The organism is Commensalibacter sp. ESL0382, assembly GCF_009725775.1.
In the GTDB taxonomy this organism is placed as follows: Bacteria; Pseudomonadota; Alphaproteobacteria; order Acetobacterales; family Acetobacteraceae; genus Commensalibacter; species Commensalibacter melissae.
Map to the genome: position 1 here is coordinate 586113 of NZ_WNII01000011.1, position 18658 is coordinate 604770.

The window sequence follows — 18658 nt, forward strand, 5'->3', positions numbered from 1 at the left end:
TTTAAATGCCAAGCTCTCAGAGACGTGAAAAAACTTCTCTGTGTATTCTGGTATGGTGAAGATTGAGCATTTTTATGCATTAAATTTAAAGACATTGTTAAATCACAATAAGGTTGAATATAGTATGAAACAGTCAGACACGGAAGCTATGTCTTTCTCACCTCCTCAAGATGACGGAACCGTTACCATTACTTTTCAGGGGAAAACAGCTACATTACCAGTTCTATCAGGGGCAAGCGGAAATAGTGTCGTTGATATTCGCAGTTTAACCAAAGAATTGGGCTTATTTACCTTTGATCCTGGATTGGGCAGCACTGCCGCTTGTGAAAGCAAGATCACATTCATTGATGGTGAAAAAGGTATCCTTTTATATCGCGGGTATCCAATCGAACAGCTTGCTGCAAAATCAAGTTTCGCAGAGGTGGCATATCTTCTTTTGTACGGAGAACTTCCATCCAAAGAAGAGCACGAGGATTTTAAAGAACGGTTACTTAATCATTCTCTTCTTCATGAGCAAATTCGAAATTTCTTTAACGGCTATCGTCGCGATGCCCATCCAATGGCCATGTTATGTGGAACAGTTGGTGGGTTATCAGCCTTCTATCCCGAAGGCATTGACATATCTAATGAAGAAAGTCGTGATCTTTCCGCTGTTCGTCTGATTGCAAAAATGCCCACTCTTGCGGCATGGGCCTACAAATATTCCCGAGGGGAACCTTTTGTCTATCCAAGAGCAGATTATTCATATTCAGAAAATTTTATTAACATGCTGTTTGCCCGTGCGGATAGACCCTATAAGGTCAATCCAATCCTCAGCAATGCATTGGACCGTATTTTGATTTTACATGCTGATCATGAACAAAATGCCTCAACATCCACAGTACGATTGACAGGATCAACAGGATCACATCCGTTTGCCTGTGTTGCCGCAGGTATTGCCGCTCTTTGGGGACCCGCGCATGGTGGTGCAAATGAAGCGGTTTTACAAATGCTCGGAAAAATAGGCTCAAAAGAAAATATCCCTGATTTTATTGCAAAAGTGAAGGATAAAAACAGTAATGTCAGGTTAATGGGATTTGGGCATCGCGTTTACAAAAATTTCGATCCACGGGCAAAAATCATGCAACAGACCTGTTATGAAGTCCTTGAGGAATTGGGTATTAAACACGATCCATTACTGGAACTCGCTATTGAACTAGAAAAATATGCACTGAATGATGATTATTTCGTTCAACGTAAACTTTATCCGAATGTAGATTTCTACTCTGGAATCATTTTCAAGGCAATGGGAATACCCAAATCAATGTTTACCGCATTTTTTGCTGTTGCACGCACCGTAGGATGGGTAAGTCAATGGAAAGAGGCCTTTAATGACCCATTACGGAGAATTTATCGTCCTCGTCAGCTATATACAGGTTATCAGCGTAGAGACTTAAAAAAATAAACTAACTTAGATAAGAAAACTTTTCAGGTAAGGAAATTCAAATAACAATTTCCTTACCTGGTTTTTCCTCTAGTTGCAATCGCATCCATTGGTTTTGCCATTCTGTTTTTTATCATAAATATGATAGTCAATCCATTCAGACACGAGAAGACGAGCCTCATTTACTGAAGATTCCGGATGATAAATTTGATATAAAAGAACGCAGCTCTGAAAAATTTGCATTTCGCCTACACCAACAGCTTTTAACTCTTGATAGGCAGTAATAACCGATTTTTCACACCGACGATGAATGTGGTCTAATTGAATAGCCATACTTTTTCTACTTAATACCAACGATTTACTTTGACTTTGGTAGTATATCCCAAAATCAGTATCTATTGATAGAAATATATTATTAATTTGGTTTTTATCAATTTTTTTATAAAAAAATTTAATTACTGCACTTTTTTTCTAAAAAGTATATAAGAAAACCTTATTTACCTGCTTTCTCTACTTTACGAATAAGGCAATCACTCTATGTCACAAACTCATACTTCACTTTTTAATAAAAAACAGCCACGTTCACCTCGTGTAACTGAATGGGATCGTGACGCCGCTCTTATTACCGCTCGGCTTCTTTTGGAAATCCAGGCTGTAAATTTTCGTCCTGATGATCCGTATCTACTTACCGCCGGTTGGAAATCCCCTGTTTATATTGATTGTCGTAAAATTATTTTTTATCCTCGTGCCCGGGCAAAGATTATTGAATTAGGGGTTGAAAAAATTTATCGTCACGTTGGATATGAATCTTTTGATGCCGTCGTGGGTGGTGAAACAGCTGGAATTCCATTTGCTGCATGGTTCGCAGACCGAATGATGACTCCAATGGCCTATGTCCGCAAAAAACCTAAAGGATTTGGTAAAAATGCACAGATCGAAGGGGATATACCTGAAAATATGCGTACTCTTTTGGTGGAAGACTTAACTACAGATGGTATTTCCAAGGTTGGGTTTGCCAAAGCTTTACGCAAGGCTGGTGCAATTGTTGATCATGCTTTTGTTGTTTTCTTTTATGGAGTTTTTTCAAGCGCTTATCAGACACTAAACGATATTGGTATCAGTCTGCATTCCCTTTGCACTTGGTGGGATATTTTAGAAGTCAGTTCAGAATACCCAGCCTTTTCAAATGGAGATACCTCAGAAATCAGACGTTTCCTTGAAGATCCTTGCGCATGGTCTGCCAAGCATGGCGGAGTCAGCAATGAACAGGAGGCTCTAGCTCATAAACAATCCCGTTTATAATCTTTTATACCCTATGCCTTATCGTGTTTTAGCATTCGATTCTGGTATTGGAGGTTTAGGCATCGTTCAAAACCTCCAAACACAATTGAAAACAACTGATTTACAGGTTTCAATTGACTATCTTGCCGACAATCTTGTTTTCCCTTATGGTGAGCAAGAAGATAATTTTCTGGTTGAACGAATTATCAATCTTATCGGACAGGCGATTCAGTCAATTAAACCAAACCTTGTTGTCATTGCCTGTAATACCGCCAGTACTATTGCACTCGACAGGCTGAGGAAAATATATCCTTTCATTCCATTTGTTGGCTGTGTTCCACCTGTTCGATGGGCCGCCCGTGTGAGTCAAAGCAAAATAATTGGATTATTGGCAACACGTGCGACCATTGCACGACCCTATTTATGTCATTTAAAAGAACAATTTGCCTCGGATTGCAAACTTATCGCTTATGGTTCTCCTGTACTTGCAAAACTGGCAGAGAATTATTTCCGGACAAAGTCTTGCGATATACATCTAATCCAGCAAGAACTTGATAATATGTTTAATCATCCATATTCTGATCAAATGGATGCAATATGTATAGGATGTACCCATTACAGCTTTATTCTTGATCTTTTACGTCAGAACACATCCCCATCCATTCAATGGCTGGATCCTGCAGCTGCTGTAGCCAAGCACACTATTGACATTTTACGGCAAGAGAAATTTTCACATACTGATAATAACGTAAATAACTGTTTTTATTCTACTGCACCATTAACTAAGGACAAACCTCTTTTAAGTCGGCTTGCCCTGATGAAATTTACACAAATCAAAACATTTATGTTGCAATAAACCAATTTTAAAAATGTCTATGCACGGTGTAATTAGCAATATTTTTTAAGATAGTATGTAATTCACTCTCTGGAAAAACATCGAGCGCTGAACTGGCTTTATTTGCAAAAACCATAGCTTCTTTAAGGGTTTCTTCAATTACATTGTACTTTCGAATAAGGACTAGCGCCTGTTTTAAATCGCCTTTTTCCTGCTTGCCATCCTGTATTACCCGTTGCCAAAATTCCTTTTCCACTGGAGTGGACTTTTCATAGGCAATCAAAATTGGATAGGTTATTTTACCCTCACGGAAATCATCGCCAATCGTTTTACCCAATTCTTCCTGTTTCGCTGAATAATCCAATGCATCATCAACCAGCTGAAAAGCCATTCCCAAATTTGTACCAAAAGATTCCAACGCCAATTCATGCTGTCTTGATTGATTGGCTACAATAGCCCCAACTCGACAAGAAGCCGCAAATAATGCCGCAGTCTTTCCATGAATAACTTCAAAATAGCGTGATATTGAAGTTGACAAATCATTCTGTACGGTCATTTGCAAAATTTCACCTTCAGCAATGGTTGCCGAAGCCTTTGAAATGATTCGCATAACTTCTAAGGAACCATCTTCTGTCATGATCTGAAATGCACGGGAAAAAAGAAAATCTCCCACCAGTACAGACGCTGAATTGCCAAAAACAGCATTTGCACTTTCCGTCCCCCGTCGCAACATACTTTCATCAACCACATCATCATGCAACAGGGTCGCGGTATGAAGGAATTCAATACAGGCAGCCAACCGGACATGACGTGTAATGTGATCTGCAGAATCTTTTTCGTATCCACATAATCGTGCTGAGGCCAAGGTTAGTAAAGGTCTTAAACGCTTTCCTCCTGCCACAATTAGATGTGCTGCCAATTGTGAAACTAACGGTACGGAGCTTTGCATCCGATCCATAATGACATGATTACAAGCTTGCATGTCAACAGCTAAATAATCCACTAATGCTTGTAAAGGTTCTTCTTTCCCCATCAGAACAGGCATTTTACTTTCTACCTTCTGTCTCATTGGCATATGTTGATCCAACCGACCCTATATAAAACTTATAAAAATTTATTCAAGTTGTAAAAATAAAAACAGAATTGATCATTATCATTAACATTTCATTATCGGTTACGCTAGAATACATTTTATTTGTCTAACATATTTATTTGGTTAATGATTTATGCAGTCGCTTTCTTTTACGTCACCTTATATACACCATAAATCAAAAAATACATCCAATGGAACGTTATTAGAAGGAAAGATATTTTATAAACAATTCCAAAAAGGATACAGGACAGCCCTCGAGCCCATATTGATGGCAGCCAGTATTCCAGCCAAAAAAAAACAGATAATTATTGAGGGTGGATGTGGAGCCGGTGCAGGATTGATGTGTCTTGCCTATCGTATTCCCTTGATTACTGGAATAGGTTTTGAGCAACATCCAGAGATGGTTGAACTGGCAAATGAAAATTTTCAACTTAATGCGATGTCCAATCTAAAGGCAATGCAGGTCACATTACCGAAACTTCCAAAACGTCCTTTTACATTTTTACCTAATGGTCAGGAACTTGTTGATCATGTCTTCGCCAACCCTCCCTGGCATCAACATAATAGCTGTCCTTCACCAGACCCAGAAAAAAATCTGGCAAAAAAACTTCCCCGAGGCTTGCTTGCTGAATGGATTTATGCTTTAAGCCGTCCATTACGACAAGGAGGAACATTAACTCTGGCCCTTTCAGCCAGCCTGTATAGTGAAGCAAGTGCCCTTATGTATCAATATAAACTGGGATCGGTTATTCTATTTCCTTTATGGCCAAAACTAAACCGGCCACCCCGAATTATACTTTTACAAGGACGAATGGGATCGACCGGAGGTAGTCAGATTGCACCAGGCCTTATACTACATAATGACAATGGAGAATTTACCAATGAAACAAATCGAATCTTGCGCCAGGGAAAAAAACTAACCTTGTTATCTTGATATAAGCGTTTATATGGGATGAATCTAAGTCAAGAAGTTTATTTTCTATAAAACACTATATATCGATATTAAATTTATTTATATGACTATATATTGATAAAAGAGCATAATTAAATCATAAATCACCCAAGGAGTTAAAACTGTGGAAAAGCAAGATTCAAAACCAGCACAAACACATAATCTGATGACGTATAACCCAGTTTACAAACCCTTTCATTATCCTTGGGCCTATGATGTATGGCTGACCCAACAGAGACTACATTGGTTACCTGAAGAGGTTCCATTGGCGGAAGATGTCAAGGACTGGCATAAAAAATTGACCGAACCCGAACGGAATTTGATCACCCAAATCTTTCGATTCTTTACGCAATCAGATGTCGAGGTAAATAATGCCTATATGAAATATTACAGCCAGGTATTCAAACCTATTGAGGTTCTTATGATGCTGTCAGCATTCTCCAATATCGAGACGATTCATATCGCGGCATATAGTTATCTTCTTGATACTATTGGTATGCCGGAAGTCGAATATTCTGCTTTCCTCAAATATAAGGAAATGAAAGATAAATACGACTACATGCAGAATTTTTCAATTGATAATCCACTCGAAATTGCCAAAACAATGGCGGTTTTCGGAGCATTCACTGAAGGATTACAATTATTCTCATCCTTTGCCATCCTTATGAATTTTCCACGTTTTAATAAACTAAAAGGAATGGGGCAGATTATTTCGTGGTCGGTAAGAGATGAAACATTACATTGCCTATCCATTATCAAGCTTTTCCGTACGTTCATCCAAGAAAATCCCCATTTGTGGACGGAAAAATTTCAACAAGAGCTGATCCATATATGTAAAACTATCGTTGAACATGAATTTGCCTTTATTGACCTAGCTTTCGAAATGGGTTCTGTCGAAGGATTAACCGCACAGGATGTCAAAAATTATATTTGTTTCATTGCCAATCGTCGCTTAACACAGTTAGGCCTGGATACAATTTACGATATTGATAAAAATCCGTTACCCTGGATGGATGAAATGCTCAATGCTGTTGAACATACCAATTTCTTTGAAAATCGTGCAACCGAATATAGCCGAGCCGCCACAGAAGGAACCTGGGAAGAAGCTTTTGAAAGCATGACAGTTTAGGAATTCCCTGTTATTCCTCAGGGTCAAATAGATATTAATCCTGAGGGAATAATATTAAGAATTAAAATTCTTCATATTTTGAGGGATCCTGTCCTTTTAAACGACCATCTGGTTTTGATAATGCATCAATTTTTTGCATATCTTCTGTCGTAATATCAAAATCAAATATGTCAAGATTTTCCTTTTGCCTTTGATCTGATGTTGCTTTTGGAATGGGAACAACACCAAGCTGGACATGCCAGCGCAAAATTAGTTGTCCTACCGACTTATGATAATTTTTGGCAATTTCTTTCAGGATCGGGTGTGTCAACAGATCATTGGCACGGCCCAGTGGACTCCAGGCCTCTGTAACAATTCCCAATTTTTTATCATAGGCACGCTGTTTTGCCTGGGAGAAATATGGATGCAATTCCACTTGGTTAATACTTGGTGTCACCCCTGTTTCCTTAATAATACGATCAAGATGCTCAGGCAGGAAATTTGAAACGCCTATGGATTTAATCATCCCTCTTTTTTTCGCCTCGACCAGAGCTTCCCAGGCTTCAAGATATTTTCCTGTTATCGGGTTGGGCCAATGAATCAAATATATATCATAATAATCAAGCTGTGCACGATATAAAGATTCCTCAATCGTTAACAATGCCTGATCATATTGATGACGACGTCCTGGTAATTTGGAAGTGATTCGCAACTGATCACGGGAAATTCCACATTGTCGGACCGCTTCACCAACAGCACCTTCATTTTCATAATTAAAAGCTGAATCCAACAAACGGTAACCATTATAAATGGCACTGATGATAGATTTTACCCCTTCCCTACCGTTAAGTTTGTAAGTGCCAAATCCAACAGCAGGAATATTCGTCCCATCATTTAATTTAATTTGAGGAATAGATGACATTCAATATGTGTCCTTTTTACAAAAATATTAAAGACAAAATCAATATTTCTATTGATATCATAAATAAATGTCTGTTTAAAAAGCAATATCATCTTGTTTATGAATGAATATCACCTATATCGGCCAAAAATCTTCCTAAATCTTAAAATATTAGGGATATAGAAAGAATAAAATCCGTTTAGATCAGACTTTTGCCCAGTTAACAAAAAAGACCTTTTCCTCTAAAAAAGGCCTTCAAACCAATATTATTGACAAGATAGACATTCTTCATAACTTGTCGAGGTATCAGCCTGTATCTGATCACCTTTATTTAGAATATCCTCTTTAACTGCCAAATTGCTAACAGTATCTGCACGCTGGATAGAAAGAGAACGGCAATAATACAGGGATTTCATTCCTTTTTTCCATGCCTGATAATGCATCATATGTAAATCACGCTTGTGAACATTGGCTGGAACAAATAAATTAACTGATTGAGACTGACAGATAAAAGGTGAACGGTCAGCAGCATGTTCAATGATCCAACGTTGATCCAATTCAAATGCTGTTTTGTAAATATCCTTTTCATCCTGAGTCAGAAAATCAAGATGTTGAACACTCCCTTTGTTTAAAGTGATAGAAGACCAGACTGCATCAGTATCCTGGCCTTTTTCCTGCAATACCTTACGTAAATGCCTATTTCTTACGGTAAAGGAGCCTGATAAGGTTTTCTGCAAAAATACATTGGCCGTAATTGGTTCAATACCGGGACTTGCATTTCCCGCAATAATCGAAATGGAAGCCGTTGGCGCAATCGCAATCTTGTTTGAAAAGCGCTCATTAATGCCATAATCGGCAGCATCCGGACAAGGTCCACGCAAATTCGCCAGGGTAACGGATGCCTTGTCTGCTTCCTGACGTATATGCTGAAACATTTTCTTGTTCCATACTTTTGCCATAACGCTTTCAAACGGAATTTTATGAGCTTGAAGAAAAGAATGAAAACCCATTACACCCATACCAACGGAACGTTCACGTGCAGCAGCATATCTTGCACGTTCCATTTCGTCAGGAGCATGATCAATGAAATCCTGCAAAACATTATCAAGAAACAACATGACATCCTGGATAAATTGTGGGTTTCTTGACCATTGATCCCAATATTCAAGATTTAAAGAGGAAAGGCAACAAACAGCCGTCCGTTCCTTTCCTTTATGATCTATTCCTGTAGGTAACGTAATTTCAGCACAAAGATTAGAGGTTTTTACTTCCAGTCCAGCCAGTTTATGATGTTCAGGACGGGCATTATTCACCGTATCGGAAAAGACAATATAAGGCTCACCCTGTTCAATTCGTGTCGTCAGCAGCCTGATCCACAAAGAACGGGCAGAAACTTTCCTAATGACTGACTGATCTTTTGGGGAGACAAGCGCCCATTCCTCATTATTTTCAACTGCACGCATAAAAGCGTCAGAAATTAGAACACCATGATGTAGATTCAAGGCTTTACGATTGGGATCTCCACCCGTTGGTCTGCGTAATTCAATAAATTCCTCAATTTCAGGATGCCAGATAGGCAAATAAACAGCTGCTGAACCCCGTCTCAAAGATCCCTGACTAATTGCCAGGGTCAGGCTGTCCATCACCCTTATGAATGGAATGACACCTGAAGTTTTGCCATTCCGACTAACATTTTCACCAATAGAACGCAAATTTCCCCAATAAGATCCAATTCCCCCGCCACGAGAGGCAAGCCAGACATTTTCATTCCACAGTTCAACAATTCCCTTCAGGCTGTCTTCCGCTTCATTCAAAAAACAGGAAATAGGCAACCCTCTGGCCGTCCCACCATTTGACAGTACTGGAGTGGCCGGCATAAACCAATGCTGAGACATATAGTCATATAAACGCTGGGCATGTTCCGCATCATCCCCGTAGTAGGAAGCCACCCTTGCAAACAGCTCTTGGTAGCTTTCACCCTCAATAAGATAACGGTCATCAAGCGTCGCTTTACCAAAATCTGTCAATAAAGCATCACGAGAATGATCTAATTTAACCTGATAACGCCCATACAACTGTATTTTTCCTGCCAAGGCATCTGTAAAAAGAGAACCATTATCTGTTTTACCTTTTCCAGCATTGGCAACAGGCTTTTTTTCAAGCAGATCAACTGGGGTCACAACCATATCCTCGCAAAACAACAAACCTTTAAGGATTTTACATCCTTACTATACCATTATAAAATTTTAAATGTAATGATAAATTTCTATATATAGTATATTAAAAAACATACATACCTATATGATGATATAAAATCAACATAACATTAGGCTTGACATGCAAGATTTTGATAAAAACAAAAACTTTAATTTAACAATCGAAAAAGATCAGAAATGATAACAAGATAGTATAATATAGGTCAGACTTTATTGGTTTAACAATATATTTAATTTTAAATTTTTTTAAAAAAATATATTAGCCAGAAACCTCTGTATATTTATCGGGTTTAAAAAATAGAATGGCTATACAATTATATTGTCATAAATTCCTTAAATAAAAAACAAGTCTTTAACTTGTCAATGCGTAATCTAAACAATAGATATCACCCCAATCAAACCTATGAAATAATTGGGGTGACACTTTCTCAAGATATTGATTATCTTGCAATCTTATTCCCATTCAATGGTTCCGGGTGGTTTTGATGTAATATCATAAGTTACACGATTAATGCCTTTGACTTCATTAACAATCCGCCCCGCCACTCTGGTAAGGAATTCCATATCAAAAGAATAAATATCGGCAGTCATGCCATCCACACTTGTAACTGCCCGCAATGCACAAGCCTGATCATATGTTCGGCCATCCCCCATAACGCCAACCGTACGAATAGGCAACAAAACAGCAAACGCTTGCCAAATTTTGTCATATAACCCAGCCTTGCGAATTTCATCCAAATACACGGCATCAACACGACGCAACAAATCAAGCCGTTCACGCGTAATGTCCCCTAAAATTCGTATGGCAAGGCCTGGTCCTGGGAATGGATGACGACCAACAATATTTTCTGGAATACCCAATTCCCGACCCAAATCCCTGACTTCATCCTTGAAAAGTTCACGTAAAGGTTCGACAAGCTTCATATTCATCCGTTCAGGCAATCCACCCACATTATGATGAGACTTAATAGTTGCTGATTTTCCCGTGACACTGACGCTTTCAATAACATCCGGATAAAGGGTACCCTGAGCCAGAAAATCAGCCCCACCCAGTTTTTGCGCCTCCTGTTCAAATACCTCGATAAACAAACGGCCAATGGTTTTACGTTTAACCTCTGGATCGGTTACTCCAGCCAATTCTTTCAGAAACAAGTCAGACGCGTTTTTAGCAATCAAATGAATATTAAATTTCTCTTTGAATGTTTTAACAACCTCATCCGCTTCATTTTGACGCAGCATGCCGTGATCGACAAAAATACAGGTTAGCTGATCTCCAATAGCTTCATGAATCAATACAGCTGCCACTGCGGAATCAACCCCACCTGATAAACCGCAGATGACTTTTTTGTCACCAACCTTTTGACGAATACGTTCAATTTCCAAATTACGAAAACCGGCCATGGTCCAATTACCCTGACACCCGGCAATATTATGCGTGAAATTCTTTAATAATGCGGCACCACGAGGTGTATGAACAACTTCAGGATGAAACTGAACACCATAATAGTGACGATCCTCATCAGCAATCATGGCATAGGGTGCACCCTCACTAACCCCTACCACCTTGAATCCGGGTGGGATTTTTATAACTCGATCACCATGACTCATCCATACTTGTTCACGGTTCCCCTTTGACCATACACCCTGACATAAGGCACTATCCTCAAGAATTTTAATATACGCACGGCCAAATTCACGGTGGTCACCGGATTCCACCTGTCCACCCAATTGATGACACATTGCCTGTTCACCATAACAAATTCCTAATACGGGAACCTTTAATGTAAAAACTTCATTCGGAATCCTTGGGGCATCCATTTGAATGACACTGGAAGGGCCACCAGATAAAATAATCCCTTTTGGTGCAAATGAACGAATCTTTTCATCATCACTCGTATAAGGCCATATTTCGCAATAAACGCCACTTTCTCTTATTCTGCGTGCAATCAACTGGGTTACCTGACTGCCAAAATCAAGAATAAGAATCTTTTCTTGATGTAAAGATTGTTCCAATTCGCTTACCTGGGTCATTTTTATCAATCACTTCCTCTTTCAGTAAAATACGTTTTCATATCACAAATAGATAAAAAAAATGTAAATTAAACAATTTATCTGAAAAAAAAACTATTTCTCCTTTATATAGAAATAAATTCCTTTTCATATTTTTTCACTCTGGAGCATTCCGTGAACAAGTATCGCCTGAAATTAGTCCATCGCAAAATACGGATTATCCCTATTTTTATATTAGTGTTGACTGCTGCCTGCAGTCATTTAGCCGAAGACCACCCCACAGGAATATGGTTAGGCAAAATGGAAACACAACAGGGAATTTGTCCACATGATCGTATGGCCGCCCTGAGAATCGATAAAAAGAAAATATTGTTTTCACCTGATAATGGGGCATTGGTCTTGACAGGTATCTATCATAAAAAGGAACATCCAAGGCATCTTGTCGCTGTCCTCCACCGTACGGATATGGATCATAAACCCTACGATCTCATTTTTGAAGGGAAAGCCAAGGATAAAAATATAATTGGAACCTATGGAACTCCTGACTGTCGGGCGACAATTACCTTTTATCGTCCACATCATTACGGATTATCAAACGCTATTGCGCATTAAAATCACAAAAAGTTAAAAAAACACTTGCAGAGGGGAAAAAGATCGGTTAAAAGCCTAGGGCAAGACGCACCCGTAGCTCAACTGGATAGAGCACCAGACTACGAATCTGGGGGTTATGGGTTCGATTCCTGTCGGGTGCGCCACTTAAATTAGAGGTCAATTTCATACCTAGATTGAAAACCTGATTAAAAAGTTAAAATAAGCTTTATTAATATTATTTAACTACTCCTTTATACATATTAAATTATACTTTATTTATACGTTTTTTTTTGGTATAAAAATAAAAAAGTAATTTTTTTGATAGATTTCTAAATGCTTTCTAATACGTCTCTTCTTATTATAGAAGATCAGCCTGAGATATGCGATCTTGTTAAGTTAAGCTTTGCCAATCGAATTCCAACAATTCAACTGGCACATTCTCTTGCTGAAGCTGCTGAACTAATCAAAGAAATTTCATTTACCCTCATGATTGTCGATGTTTATTTACCTGACGGAGATCCATATCCGCTGATTCTTAAAATGTTGCAAAAAAAATGCAGGGTACTTTTGATGAGTGGAAATTTTCAAATCAACCAGCGTATTAATGATTTACCATTTCCACGTATTGAAAAACCATTCAGGATAAAGAATTTAATTAAAAAAGTGGAAGAAACCGTTTCCAATCCTTTATCAGATGAATTGATAGAACTCGCTTCCTAATTGAAATTTTCATTAGGGCAGATAAACGATTTCATGCTGGTTAGCATTTGAATAATTTAACTCTACTTTATAGATATTATAGGTTTCCGCAATTCTCTGTTTGATTTTTCTTATGACAATCCCCTTTTTTTCTGAATTTAAAAAATAAACAGAAGGTGGCATATCTTTGCGACGCTGTGTACGAATTAAATAGCCATTTTTCCCATGGTAATCAGCTAAAGCAAAATATTTCCAGCGTCTATCAACCAGAATAATTGGATGATGCACCTCATAAAATGCCAATTCTGCAGCTATGCCATATTCATCAACAATGATTGGAACTGAATCAGGAATTTGACATGAAACCACTTTAGCTAATTCAGCCCACCCCCCCAATCGTTTTAACATGAGATCATATTTGGCCGGAATTGGAAAATATGCAAAAACCGATTGAATGTAAATCAAACCAACCATTATATTCCCGAGGATACAGGCTGACTTGATAAAACGATGAAAATAAATTGCCGTTATGACAGACAGGACTGGATATAATATTCCCACCCAGTTGGCCTGTACACGATCCCCAAAGGCATGCTGAACAAATACACAAACTGGAATAATAACCCATAACCACAATAAAAAATCATTCTCCGCTTTACTCTGCCAAACAATTTTTGTCAGTTTAATCATGGCCCAACAAAAACAAACAAAAAAGATGGGAGTGGCCAATCCGATCTGGCCGATCATTAATTCAGACAAAAACTGAACCGCACGACTGGGATGCCAATCCGCTGTTCTTCCACCCTGTTTTAAAAAACTGATCCATTGATGTCTTGAATTCCAAATAATCACGGGTAGGAAAATAAGTATCGTTAAAAACAGCCCTCCCCATAATTTCCAGGATTTTAAAGAAGATCGACCCAAAACTGTCAGAATGCACCAAACTCCTAATCCCGCAATCATTAACAACGCAGTATACTTGCTGAGCAATGCGCATCCTGCAGCTATACCAATAACCAGCCACCATCCCAATTTTTGAGTGGCAAGTAAACGTCCACATCCCCATATAAAAATACAAATAAAGAAAATTAATGGAGTATCGGGAGTTATTGTTACACTACCGACGCTAATAGCGAGGGTTGTATTTAATATCAAAACCGCAGTAATCGCATTTTTTTCTTTATCATGACTGGTATGACAAAAATCCATAACACTAAAATATATAAAAACACTTCCTATCAAACCGGCAAAAGGGGCAAGAAAACGGACACCCAGAGCGGTTTTATTACCAATCCAGCATCCCAATTTTATCCACAACGCCACCATTGGTGGATGATCATAAAAACTGTAATCTAAATGATTTGACCATAACCAATAATATGCTTCATCTGGCGAAAGCGGGCTGGCGGCAGCAACCCATAAACGAATGAGTGTCACGATAGATAAACCAAACCAAAACCATAATAAACAAGGTTTTACCGTTAACTTTTTTACCCATTCAAAATCAGCTTTTACAGAACACATATCAATAACCAAAATTCATGAAATCATCTGTTTTACATATTTTAAATTATAATTCGTTATCAAGAATGATTGGATGGCCCAGTATATAAATATTTTAATTTTCGTCAGTTTTTTTGATAAATTCCTCAAAGCAGCAAAATGGATTTATCAGATTGTCATCATTAAATTTGAATTATCTAGGATATCTTTTTAATTTTTTTTGAAGCAGCATTACAATAAATTGCATCATTATTTTTAAACCAAGTTTACTTTGTCCTGAAAAACGTTTTCGAAACTGAAAGGGAATTTCGATAACACGTATTGTAGAAGGACAGGATAATATCAAATCAAGTAATATTTTAAAACCGGTTCCTGTTAATGTCGGCATAAGATTTAAAAACAGCTTTCTTTTCAATACAAAAAAACCGCTCATTGGATCCTTTAATGGAACAGGTAAAATTTTTTGTGATAATGCAATGCCACGATCCGATAAAAATCTCCTCCAGTAATTTGCCAATCCCTGATTACTGCCACCCGATACATGACGGCTGCCAACTGCAAAATCAAAATTTCTATGAATTACAGCCTCAAGCATATCTGGCAGTCGTGTCTCATCATGCTGCATATCTCCATCAATTACCGCTATATAATCAGCAGAAGAGGATAAGACACCATCAATCACTGCAGACGACAAGCCTCTTTTGTTAACTCTAAGTATTCCACGTGCCCTTATATCTTGTCTGGCAAGTTTTCTAATCTCTTCAATTGTACCATCCGGAGAATTATCATCGACATAAATAGCCTCCCATCGCCACCCTACCAAAGCCGTTTCTAAAGCTCTAAAAAGAGGAAGGACATTATTTTTTTCATTATAACACGGAACAATAATACTAACTTCCGCGCCTATCGCTTTTTCTGAAGCGGATAAATATTTCATTTTTCAATAAAAGTTTACATTTGATCATCAAGCATTTATTTGGATATATCTGGATGATCGTATTCCAATGGAACGCCATGTCGATTAAAGCTGGTATGAATAACTTGTAATGTCTGAACCCTAGCAATGTGAGGATGCGTTATCAATTCATGCGTTATTCTATTTTCATCTTCGGTATTTCGCGCAATAAAACGAATTAAGAAATCAACGCCACCACGGACCATATGACATTCCCTTACCTCGGGAATATCCGCCATTTCCTTTTCAAATTCTTTTAATATGGCCTCTTTCTGGCTATCAAGACCAACCAGCACAAATACTGATAGGCACCATCCTACAGATTTCATATCTATATCCGCATGATAACTTTGAATAACCCCCATCGTTTCCAGACGTCTTACCCGCCTTAAGCAGGGGGGAGCAGAAATGCCAACTCTTTGTGCCAATTCAATATTTGTTATTCGCCCATCTTTTTGAAGCTCATCTAAAATGAGCCAGTCAATTTTATCAAGATCCGCTGCCTGATTCATAAATCGATTATCCTACCAAAACTTTCACTTTGTATAATTTAACAATTTATTCTTTAAACAATAGTTTCTTATTATACTATAGATGACTTATATATAAAAAATCTTTGTAATAATAGGACGAATAATATGGGTGAGACATTTCTTACGGATTTATTAATTATTGGGGCAGGCCCGGCAGGATACACAGCGGCAATCTATGGAGCCAGAGCAAATCTAAGCCCAACTCTCCTAACTGGATTACAGCCCGGTGGTCAGTTGACCATTACTAATGAAATCGAGAATTTCCCTGGTTTTGCTGATCCCATACAAGGCCCCAGGTTGATGGAACAGATGGCTCAACAAGCCATAAATGTTGGCGCCAAGATTATCAATGACAGCGTAACAAGGTGCTCCCTTCAACAGAAACAAAAAGAAAATAATTATTTCATATTGCAAACCGATATGGGAAATACCTACAAAGCAAAAACCGTCATCATTGCTACAGGTGCCCAAGCCCGTTGGCTAGGTCTCGAGGCTGAAGAAAAACTGCAGGGATTTGGTGTTTCCGCCTGTGCAACCTGTGATGGATTTTTTTATCGTGGTAAACAGGTTGCGGTAATTGGTGGAGGAAATACCGCTGTTGAAGAAGCTCTTTATTTAACCCATCATGCAGCTCATGTTTTCCTCATTCATCGTCGCAACAGTTTACGGGCGGAAAAAATCCAACAAACACGCCTCATGAAAAATCCAAAAGTTACGATTATCTGGAATAGCGTTGTAGAGGATATTTTGGCGGAAAGTAATCCTCCTTCTGTTACAGGACTTACATTAAAAAATACACTTACAAAAGAAATAAGCCAATTACCTGTTGATGGTGTTTTTATAGCAATCGGTCACACACCAAATACAGAACTTTTCAAAAATCAAATTGATCTTGATGAGGAAGGCTATATACAAACAACACCGGGAACGACAAAAACATCTGTTCCTGGCATATTTGCCGCTGGAGATGTTCAAGACAAAATCTACCGTCAAGCGATCACCGCAGCGGGTTCAGGATGCATGGCTGCACTTGAAGCCGAACGTTTCCTTTCCGCCTCAGAAGGATAAATATCGAAAAATAGAGGTCAAATATCTGGATTTTCTGAATAGTCGTATCGTATTCATACAATACGATGATACTGATCATCCAGTCTTACAATATCACTTTCATCAAGATAAGAACCAGATTGTACTTCAATGACAATTAGAGGTATGTCACCCGCATTTTTCAATCGGTGCACCATTCCCAGAGGAATGTAAACACTTTCGTTTTCATGCAGAAATATAACTTCATCTCCACGGGTTACCTCAGCAATACCGGAAACAATAACCCAATGTTCTGAACGATGATGATGTTTTTGCAGAGAAAGCTGCGCTCCAGTTTTTACAATAAGCTGTTTGACAAGAAACCGTTCTCCATGTGCCAACGTTTCATAATGCCCCCAGGGTCGATAACATTGGTTATGCCGAACAGCTTCCTGTTGTTTTACAGCATTCAATTTTTGAACAATTTTCTTAACATTTTGCGATTTATTTCGATCAGAAACCAAAACGGCATCTTTTGTCACAATCACAACAACATTATCTATATCATTAACAGCCGCTACCATTTCTTCAGAACGAATATAGCTATTATGCGTATTTTCTAAGAATACATTTCCTATAACCACATTCCCTGACCGATCCTTCTGGCTTACATTCCATAATCCATTCCAGCTTCCGATGTCTGACCAGACAAGATCGGCAGATACTACGACCATGGCTTTTGTTTTTTCGGCAATGGCATAATCAATTGAAAGATCAGGAACCTTTATGAAATCATCATATAATATACGCTCGAAATATAAATCTGACTGTCTATTGTCAACAGCCTTTTTAACCAAGGATAATAATGTTGGGGTATAACGTTTCATTTCCTGCAACATCGTTTGTGCAGAAAACATGAACATGCCCGAATTCCATAAATATCCTCCCGACTCAACCATTAGCTGAGCCTGTCGAATATCAGGTTTTTCAGTAAAAGCCTTTACGGCATAAATATTCTTGATCTTATCAATAACTGAACCTTTCTCAATATATCCATATCCTGTTTCTAAACGTGTAGGTTGAATGCCGAAAGTTACAATTTTCCCGTTTTGTGCAAAAGCAACTGCCTCTTCTACCAATTTCACCAGTTTTGGAACATCTTGAATATATGCATCTGCCGCCATTACCCATAAAATTGTCTGAGCATCCAGTTCATTCGCCAACAAACTTGCAGTTGCTATAGCTGGTGCTGAATTTCGTCCAACTGGTTCCAAAACAATACGGGCATTTTCAACGCCAATTTCTCTCAATTGCTCTGCAATCAAGAAACGATGATCCTGATTGCAAATAACGATTGGCTCTAAAAAAATATCCCCTTTACCGCGTAAAACCGTGTCTTGAAACATGGATTTTTCAGTAATAAGGGGCCATAACTGTTTAGGGAAACTGGCACGAGACAGGGGCCATAACCGACTACCCGTGCCACCTGACAAAATAACAGGAACAATTTTCATTATGGATGTATCCTGCAT

At 38.4% G+C, this 18658-nt stretch carries 17 protein-coding genes and 1 tRNA gene; 9 read left to right on the top strand and 9 right to left on the bottom strand.

Going from position 1 to position 18658, the window contains the following annotated elements; genetic code table 11:
• The first annotated feature begins 148 nt into the window (after positions 1-148).
• Complete coding sequence (gene gltA, locus GM552_RS06885) at positions 149-1444, top strand: citrate synthase (protein ID WP_196424876.1); 1296 nt, start codon at positions 149-151, stop codon at positions 1442-1444.
• 69 nt (positions 1445-1513) lie between these two features.
• Here the strand turns inward: gltA and GM552_RS06890 are convergent, their stop codons facing one another.
• Complete coding sequence (locus GM552_RS06890) at positions 1514-1756, bottom strand: hypothetical protein (protein ID WP_122123929.1); 243 nt, start codon at positions 1754-1756, stop codon at positions 1514-1516.
• Between the two features lie 204 nt (positions 1757-1960).
• On the opposite strand from GM552_RS06890, the gene GM552_RS06895 reads away from it, so the two are divergent.
• Positions 1961-2725, top strand: a complete 765-nt coding sequence (locus tag GM552_RS06895) for an orotate phosphoribosyltransferase (RefSeq protein WP_155565808.1) — start codon at positions 1961-1963, stop codon at positions 2723-2725.
• A 13-nt stretch (positions 2726-2738) separates the two neighbouring features.
• On the top strand, positions 2739-3560 hold the full coding sequence (murI, locus tag GM552_RS06900) for a glutamate racemase (protein ID WP_155565809.1): 822 nt from the start codon (positions 2739-2741) through the stop codon (positions 3558-3560).
• Positions 3561-3567: 7 nt separating this feature from the next.
• Here the strand turns inward: murI and GM552_RS06905 are convergent, their stop codons facing one another.
• The gene (locus GM552_RS06905; RefSeq protein ID WP_230882773.1) at positions 3568-4608 is read right to left on the bottom strand and encodes a polyprenyl synthetase family protein; all 1041 of its coding nucleotides are present in this window, start codon (positions 4606-4608) and stop codon (positions 3568-3570) included.
• 157 nt (positions 4609-4765) lie between these two features.
• On the opposite strand from GM552_RS06905, the gene GM552_RS06910 reads away from it, so the two are divergent.
• Both GM552_RS06910 and GM552_RS06915 read left to right on the top strand, forming a co-directional pair.
• Positions 4766-5566, top strand: coding sequence for a tRNA1(Val) (adenine(37)-N6)-methyltransferase (locus GM552_RS06910; protein ID WP_155565810.1), 801 nt, complete (start codon positions 4766-4768; stop codon positions 5564-5566).
• Positions 5567-5750: 184 nt separating this feature from the next.
• Positions 5751-6713: a ribonucleotide-diphosphate reductase subunit beta gene (locus GM552_RS06915; RefSeq protein WP_110438623.1), complete on the top strand. Its 963-nt coding sequence runs from the start codon at positions 5751-5753 to the stop codon at positions 6711-6713.
• Positions 6714-6774: 61 nt separating this feature from the next.
• On the opposite strand, the gene GM552_RS06920 is transcribed toward GM552_RS06915, so the two are convergent.
• The 3 genes from GM552_RS06920 to guaA all read right to left on the bottom strand — a co-directional run bounded on the left by GM552_RS06920 (position 6775) and on the right by guaA (position 11840).
• Positions 6775-7614, bottom strand: coding sequence for an aldo/keto reductase (locus GM552_RS06920; RefSeq protein WP_155565811.1), 840 nt, complete (start codon positions 7612-7614; stop codon positions 6775-6777).
• Positions 7615-7859: 245 nt separating this feature from the next.
• On the bottom strand, positions 7860-9779 hold the full coding sequence (locus GM552_RS06925) for a ribonucleoside-diphosphate reductase subunit alpha (RefSeq protein ID WP_155565812.1): 1920 nt from the start codon (positions 9777-9779) through the stop codon (positions 7860-7862).
• 483 nt (positions 9780-10262) lie between these two features.
• Positions 10263-11840: a glutamine-hydrolyzing GMP synthase gene (gene guaA, locus GM552_RS06930; RefSeq protein WP_155565813.1), complete on the bottom strand. Its 1578-nt coding sequence runs from the start codon at positions 11838-11840 to the stop codon at positions 10263-10265.
• A gap of 153 nt (positions 11841-11993) precedes the next feature.
• Here guaA and GM552_RS06935 point away from each other — a divergent pair, with 153 nt between their 5' ends.
• The 3 genes from GM552_RS06935 (at position 11994) to GM552_RS06945 (ending at position 13130) form a co-directional block, all read left to right on the top strand.
• Positions 11994-12431 carry a hypothetical protein gene (locus GM552_RS06935; RefSeq protein ID WP_155565814.1) on the top strand — a complete coding sequence of 146 codons (438 nt, stop codon included), beginning with the start codon at positions 11994-11996 and terminating at the stop codon, positions 12429-12431.
• A gap of 66 nt (positions 12432-12497) precedes the next feature.
• Positions 12498-12574 (top strand) — tRNA-Arg (locus GM552_RS06940).
• A 169-nt stretch (positions 12575-12743) separates the two neighbouring features.
• On the top strand, positions 12744-13130 hold the full coding sequence (locus GM552_RS06945) for a response regulator (protein ID WP_155565815.1): 387 nt from the start codon (positions 12744-12746) through the stop codon (positions 13128-13130).
• 12 nt (positions 13131-13142) lie between these two features.
• Here the strand turns inward: GM552_RS06945 and GM552_RS06950 are convergent, their stop codons facing one another.
• From GM552_RS06950 to GM552_RS06960, 3 genes are all read right to left on the bottom strand, one after another.
• On the bottom strand, positions 13143-14633 hold the full coding sequence (locus tag GM552_RS06950; protein WP_155565816.1) for a glycosyltransferase family 39 protein: 1491 nt from the start codon (positions 14631-14633) through the stop codon (positions 13143-13145).
• Positions 14634-14805: 172 nt separating this feature from the next.
• The gene (locus tag GM552_RS06955; protein ID WP_110438444.1) at positions 14806-15549 is read right to left on the bottom strand and encodes a polyprenol monophosphomannose synthase; all 744 of its coding nucleotides are present in this window, start codon (positions 15547-15549) and stop codon (positions 14806-14808) included.
• Positions 15550-15584: 35 nt separating this feature from the next.
• The gene (locus GM552_RS06960) at positions 15585-16079 is read right to left on the bottom strand and encodes an Lrp/AsnC family transcriptional regulator (RefSeq protein WP_110438445.1); all 495 of its coding nucleotides are present in this window, start codon (positions 16077-16079) and stop codon (positions 15585-15587) included.
• Positions 16080-16205: 126 nt separating this feature from the next.
• Between GM552_RS06960 and trxB the strand changes: the two genes are divergently transcribed.
• The gene (gene trxB, locus GM552_RS06965) at positions 16206-17168 is read left to right on the top strand and encodes a thioredoxin-disulfide reductase (RefSeq protein WP_155565817.1); all 963 of its coding nucleotides are present in this window, start codon (positions 16206-16208) and stop codon (positions 17166-17168) included.
• 53 nt (positions 17169-17221) lie between these two features.
• Here trxB and GM552_RS06970 read toward each other — a convergent pair whose 3' ends face one another.
• Positions 17222-18658, bottom strand: a complete 1437-nt coding sequence (locus GM552_RS06970; protein WP_155565818.1) for a mannose-1-phosphate guanylyltransferase/mannose-6-phosphate isomerase — start codon at positions 18656-18658, stop codon at positions 17222-17224.

Coding starts and splice junctions, on each gene's coding strand:
- gltA (WP_196424876.1), top strand. CDS start 149: ATGTCTTTCTCACCTCCTCAAGATGACGGAACCGTTACCATTACTTTT.
- GM552_RS06890 (WP_122123929.1), bottom strand. CDS start 1,756: ATGGCTATTCAATTAGACCACATTCATCGTCGGTGTGAAAAATCGGTT.
- GM552_RS06895 (WP_155565808.1), top strand. CDS start 1,961: ATGTCACAAACTCATACTTCACTTTTTAATAAAAAACAGCCACGTTCA.
- murI (WP_155565809.1), top strand. CDS start 2,739: ATGCCTTATCGTGTTTTAGCATTCGATTCTGGTATTGGAGGTTTAGGC.
- GM552_RS06905 (WP_230882773.1), bottom strand. CDS start 4,608: ATGAGACAGAAGGTAGAAAGTAAAATGCCTGTTCTGATGGGGAAAGAA.
- GM552_RS06910 (WP_155565810.1), top strand. CDS start 4,766: ATGCAGTCGCTTTCTTTTACGTCACCTTATATACACCATAAATCAAAA.
- GM552_RS06915 (WP_110438623.1), top strand. CDS start 5,751: ATGACGTATAACCCAGTTTACAAACCCTTTCATTATCCTTGGGCCTAT.
- GM552_RS06920 (WP_155565811.1), bottom strand. CDS start 7,614: ATGTCATCTATTCCTCAAATTAAATTAAATGATGGGACGAATATTCCT.
- GM552_RS06925 (WP_155565812.1), bottom strand. CDS start 9,779: ATGGTTGTGACCCCAGTTGATCTGCTTGAAAAAAAGCCTGTTGCCAAT.
- guaA (WP_155565813.1), bottom strand. CDS start 11,840: ATGACCCAGGTAAGCGAATTGGAACAATCTTTACATCAAGAAAAGATT.
- GM552_RS06945 (WP_155565815.1), top strand. CDS start 12,744: ATGCTTTCTAATACGTCTCTTCTTATTATAGAAGATCAGCCTGAGATA.
- GM552_RS06950 (WP_155565816.1), bottom strand. CDS start 14,633: ATGTGTTCTGTAAAAGCTGATTTTGAATGGGTAAAAAAGTTAACGGTA.
- GM552_RS06955 (WP_110438444.1), bottom strand. CDS start 15,549: ATGAAATATTTATCCGCTTCAGAAAAAGCGATAGGCGCGGAAGTTAGT.
- GM552_RS06960 (WP_110438445.1), bottom strand. CDS start 16,079: ATGAATCAGGCAGCGGATCTTGATAAAATTGACTGGCTCATTTTAGAT.
- trxB (WP_155565817.1), top strand. CDS start 16,206: ATGGGTGAGACATTTCTTACGGATTTATTAATTATTGGGGCAGGCCCG.
- GM552_RS06970 (WP_155565818.1), bottom strand. CDS start 18,658: ATGCAGGATACATCCATAATGAAAATTGTTCCTGTTATTTTGTCAGGT.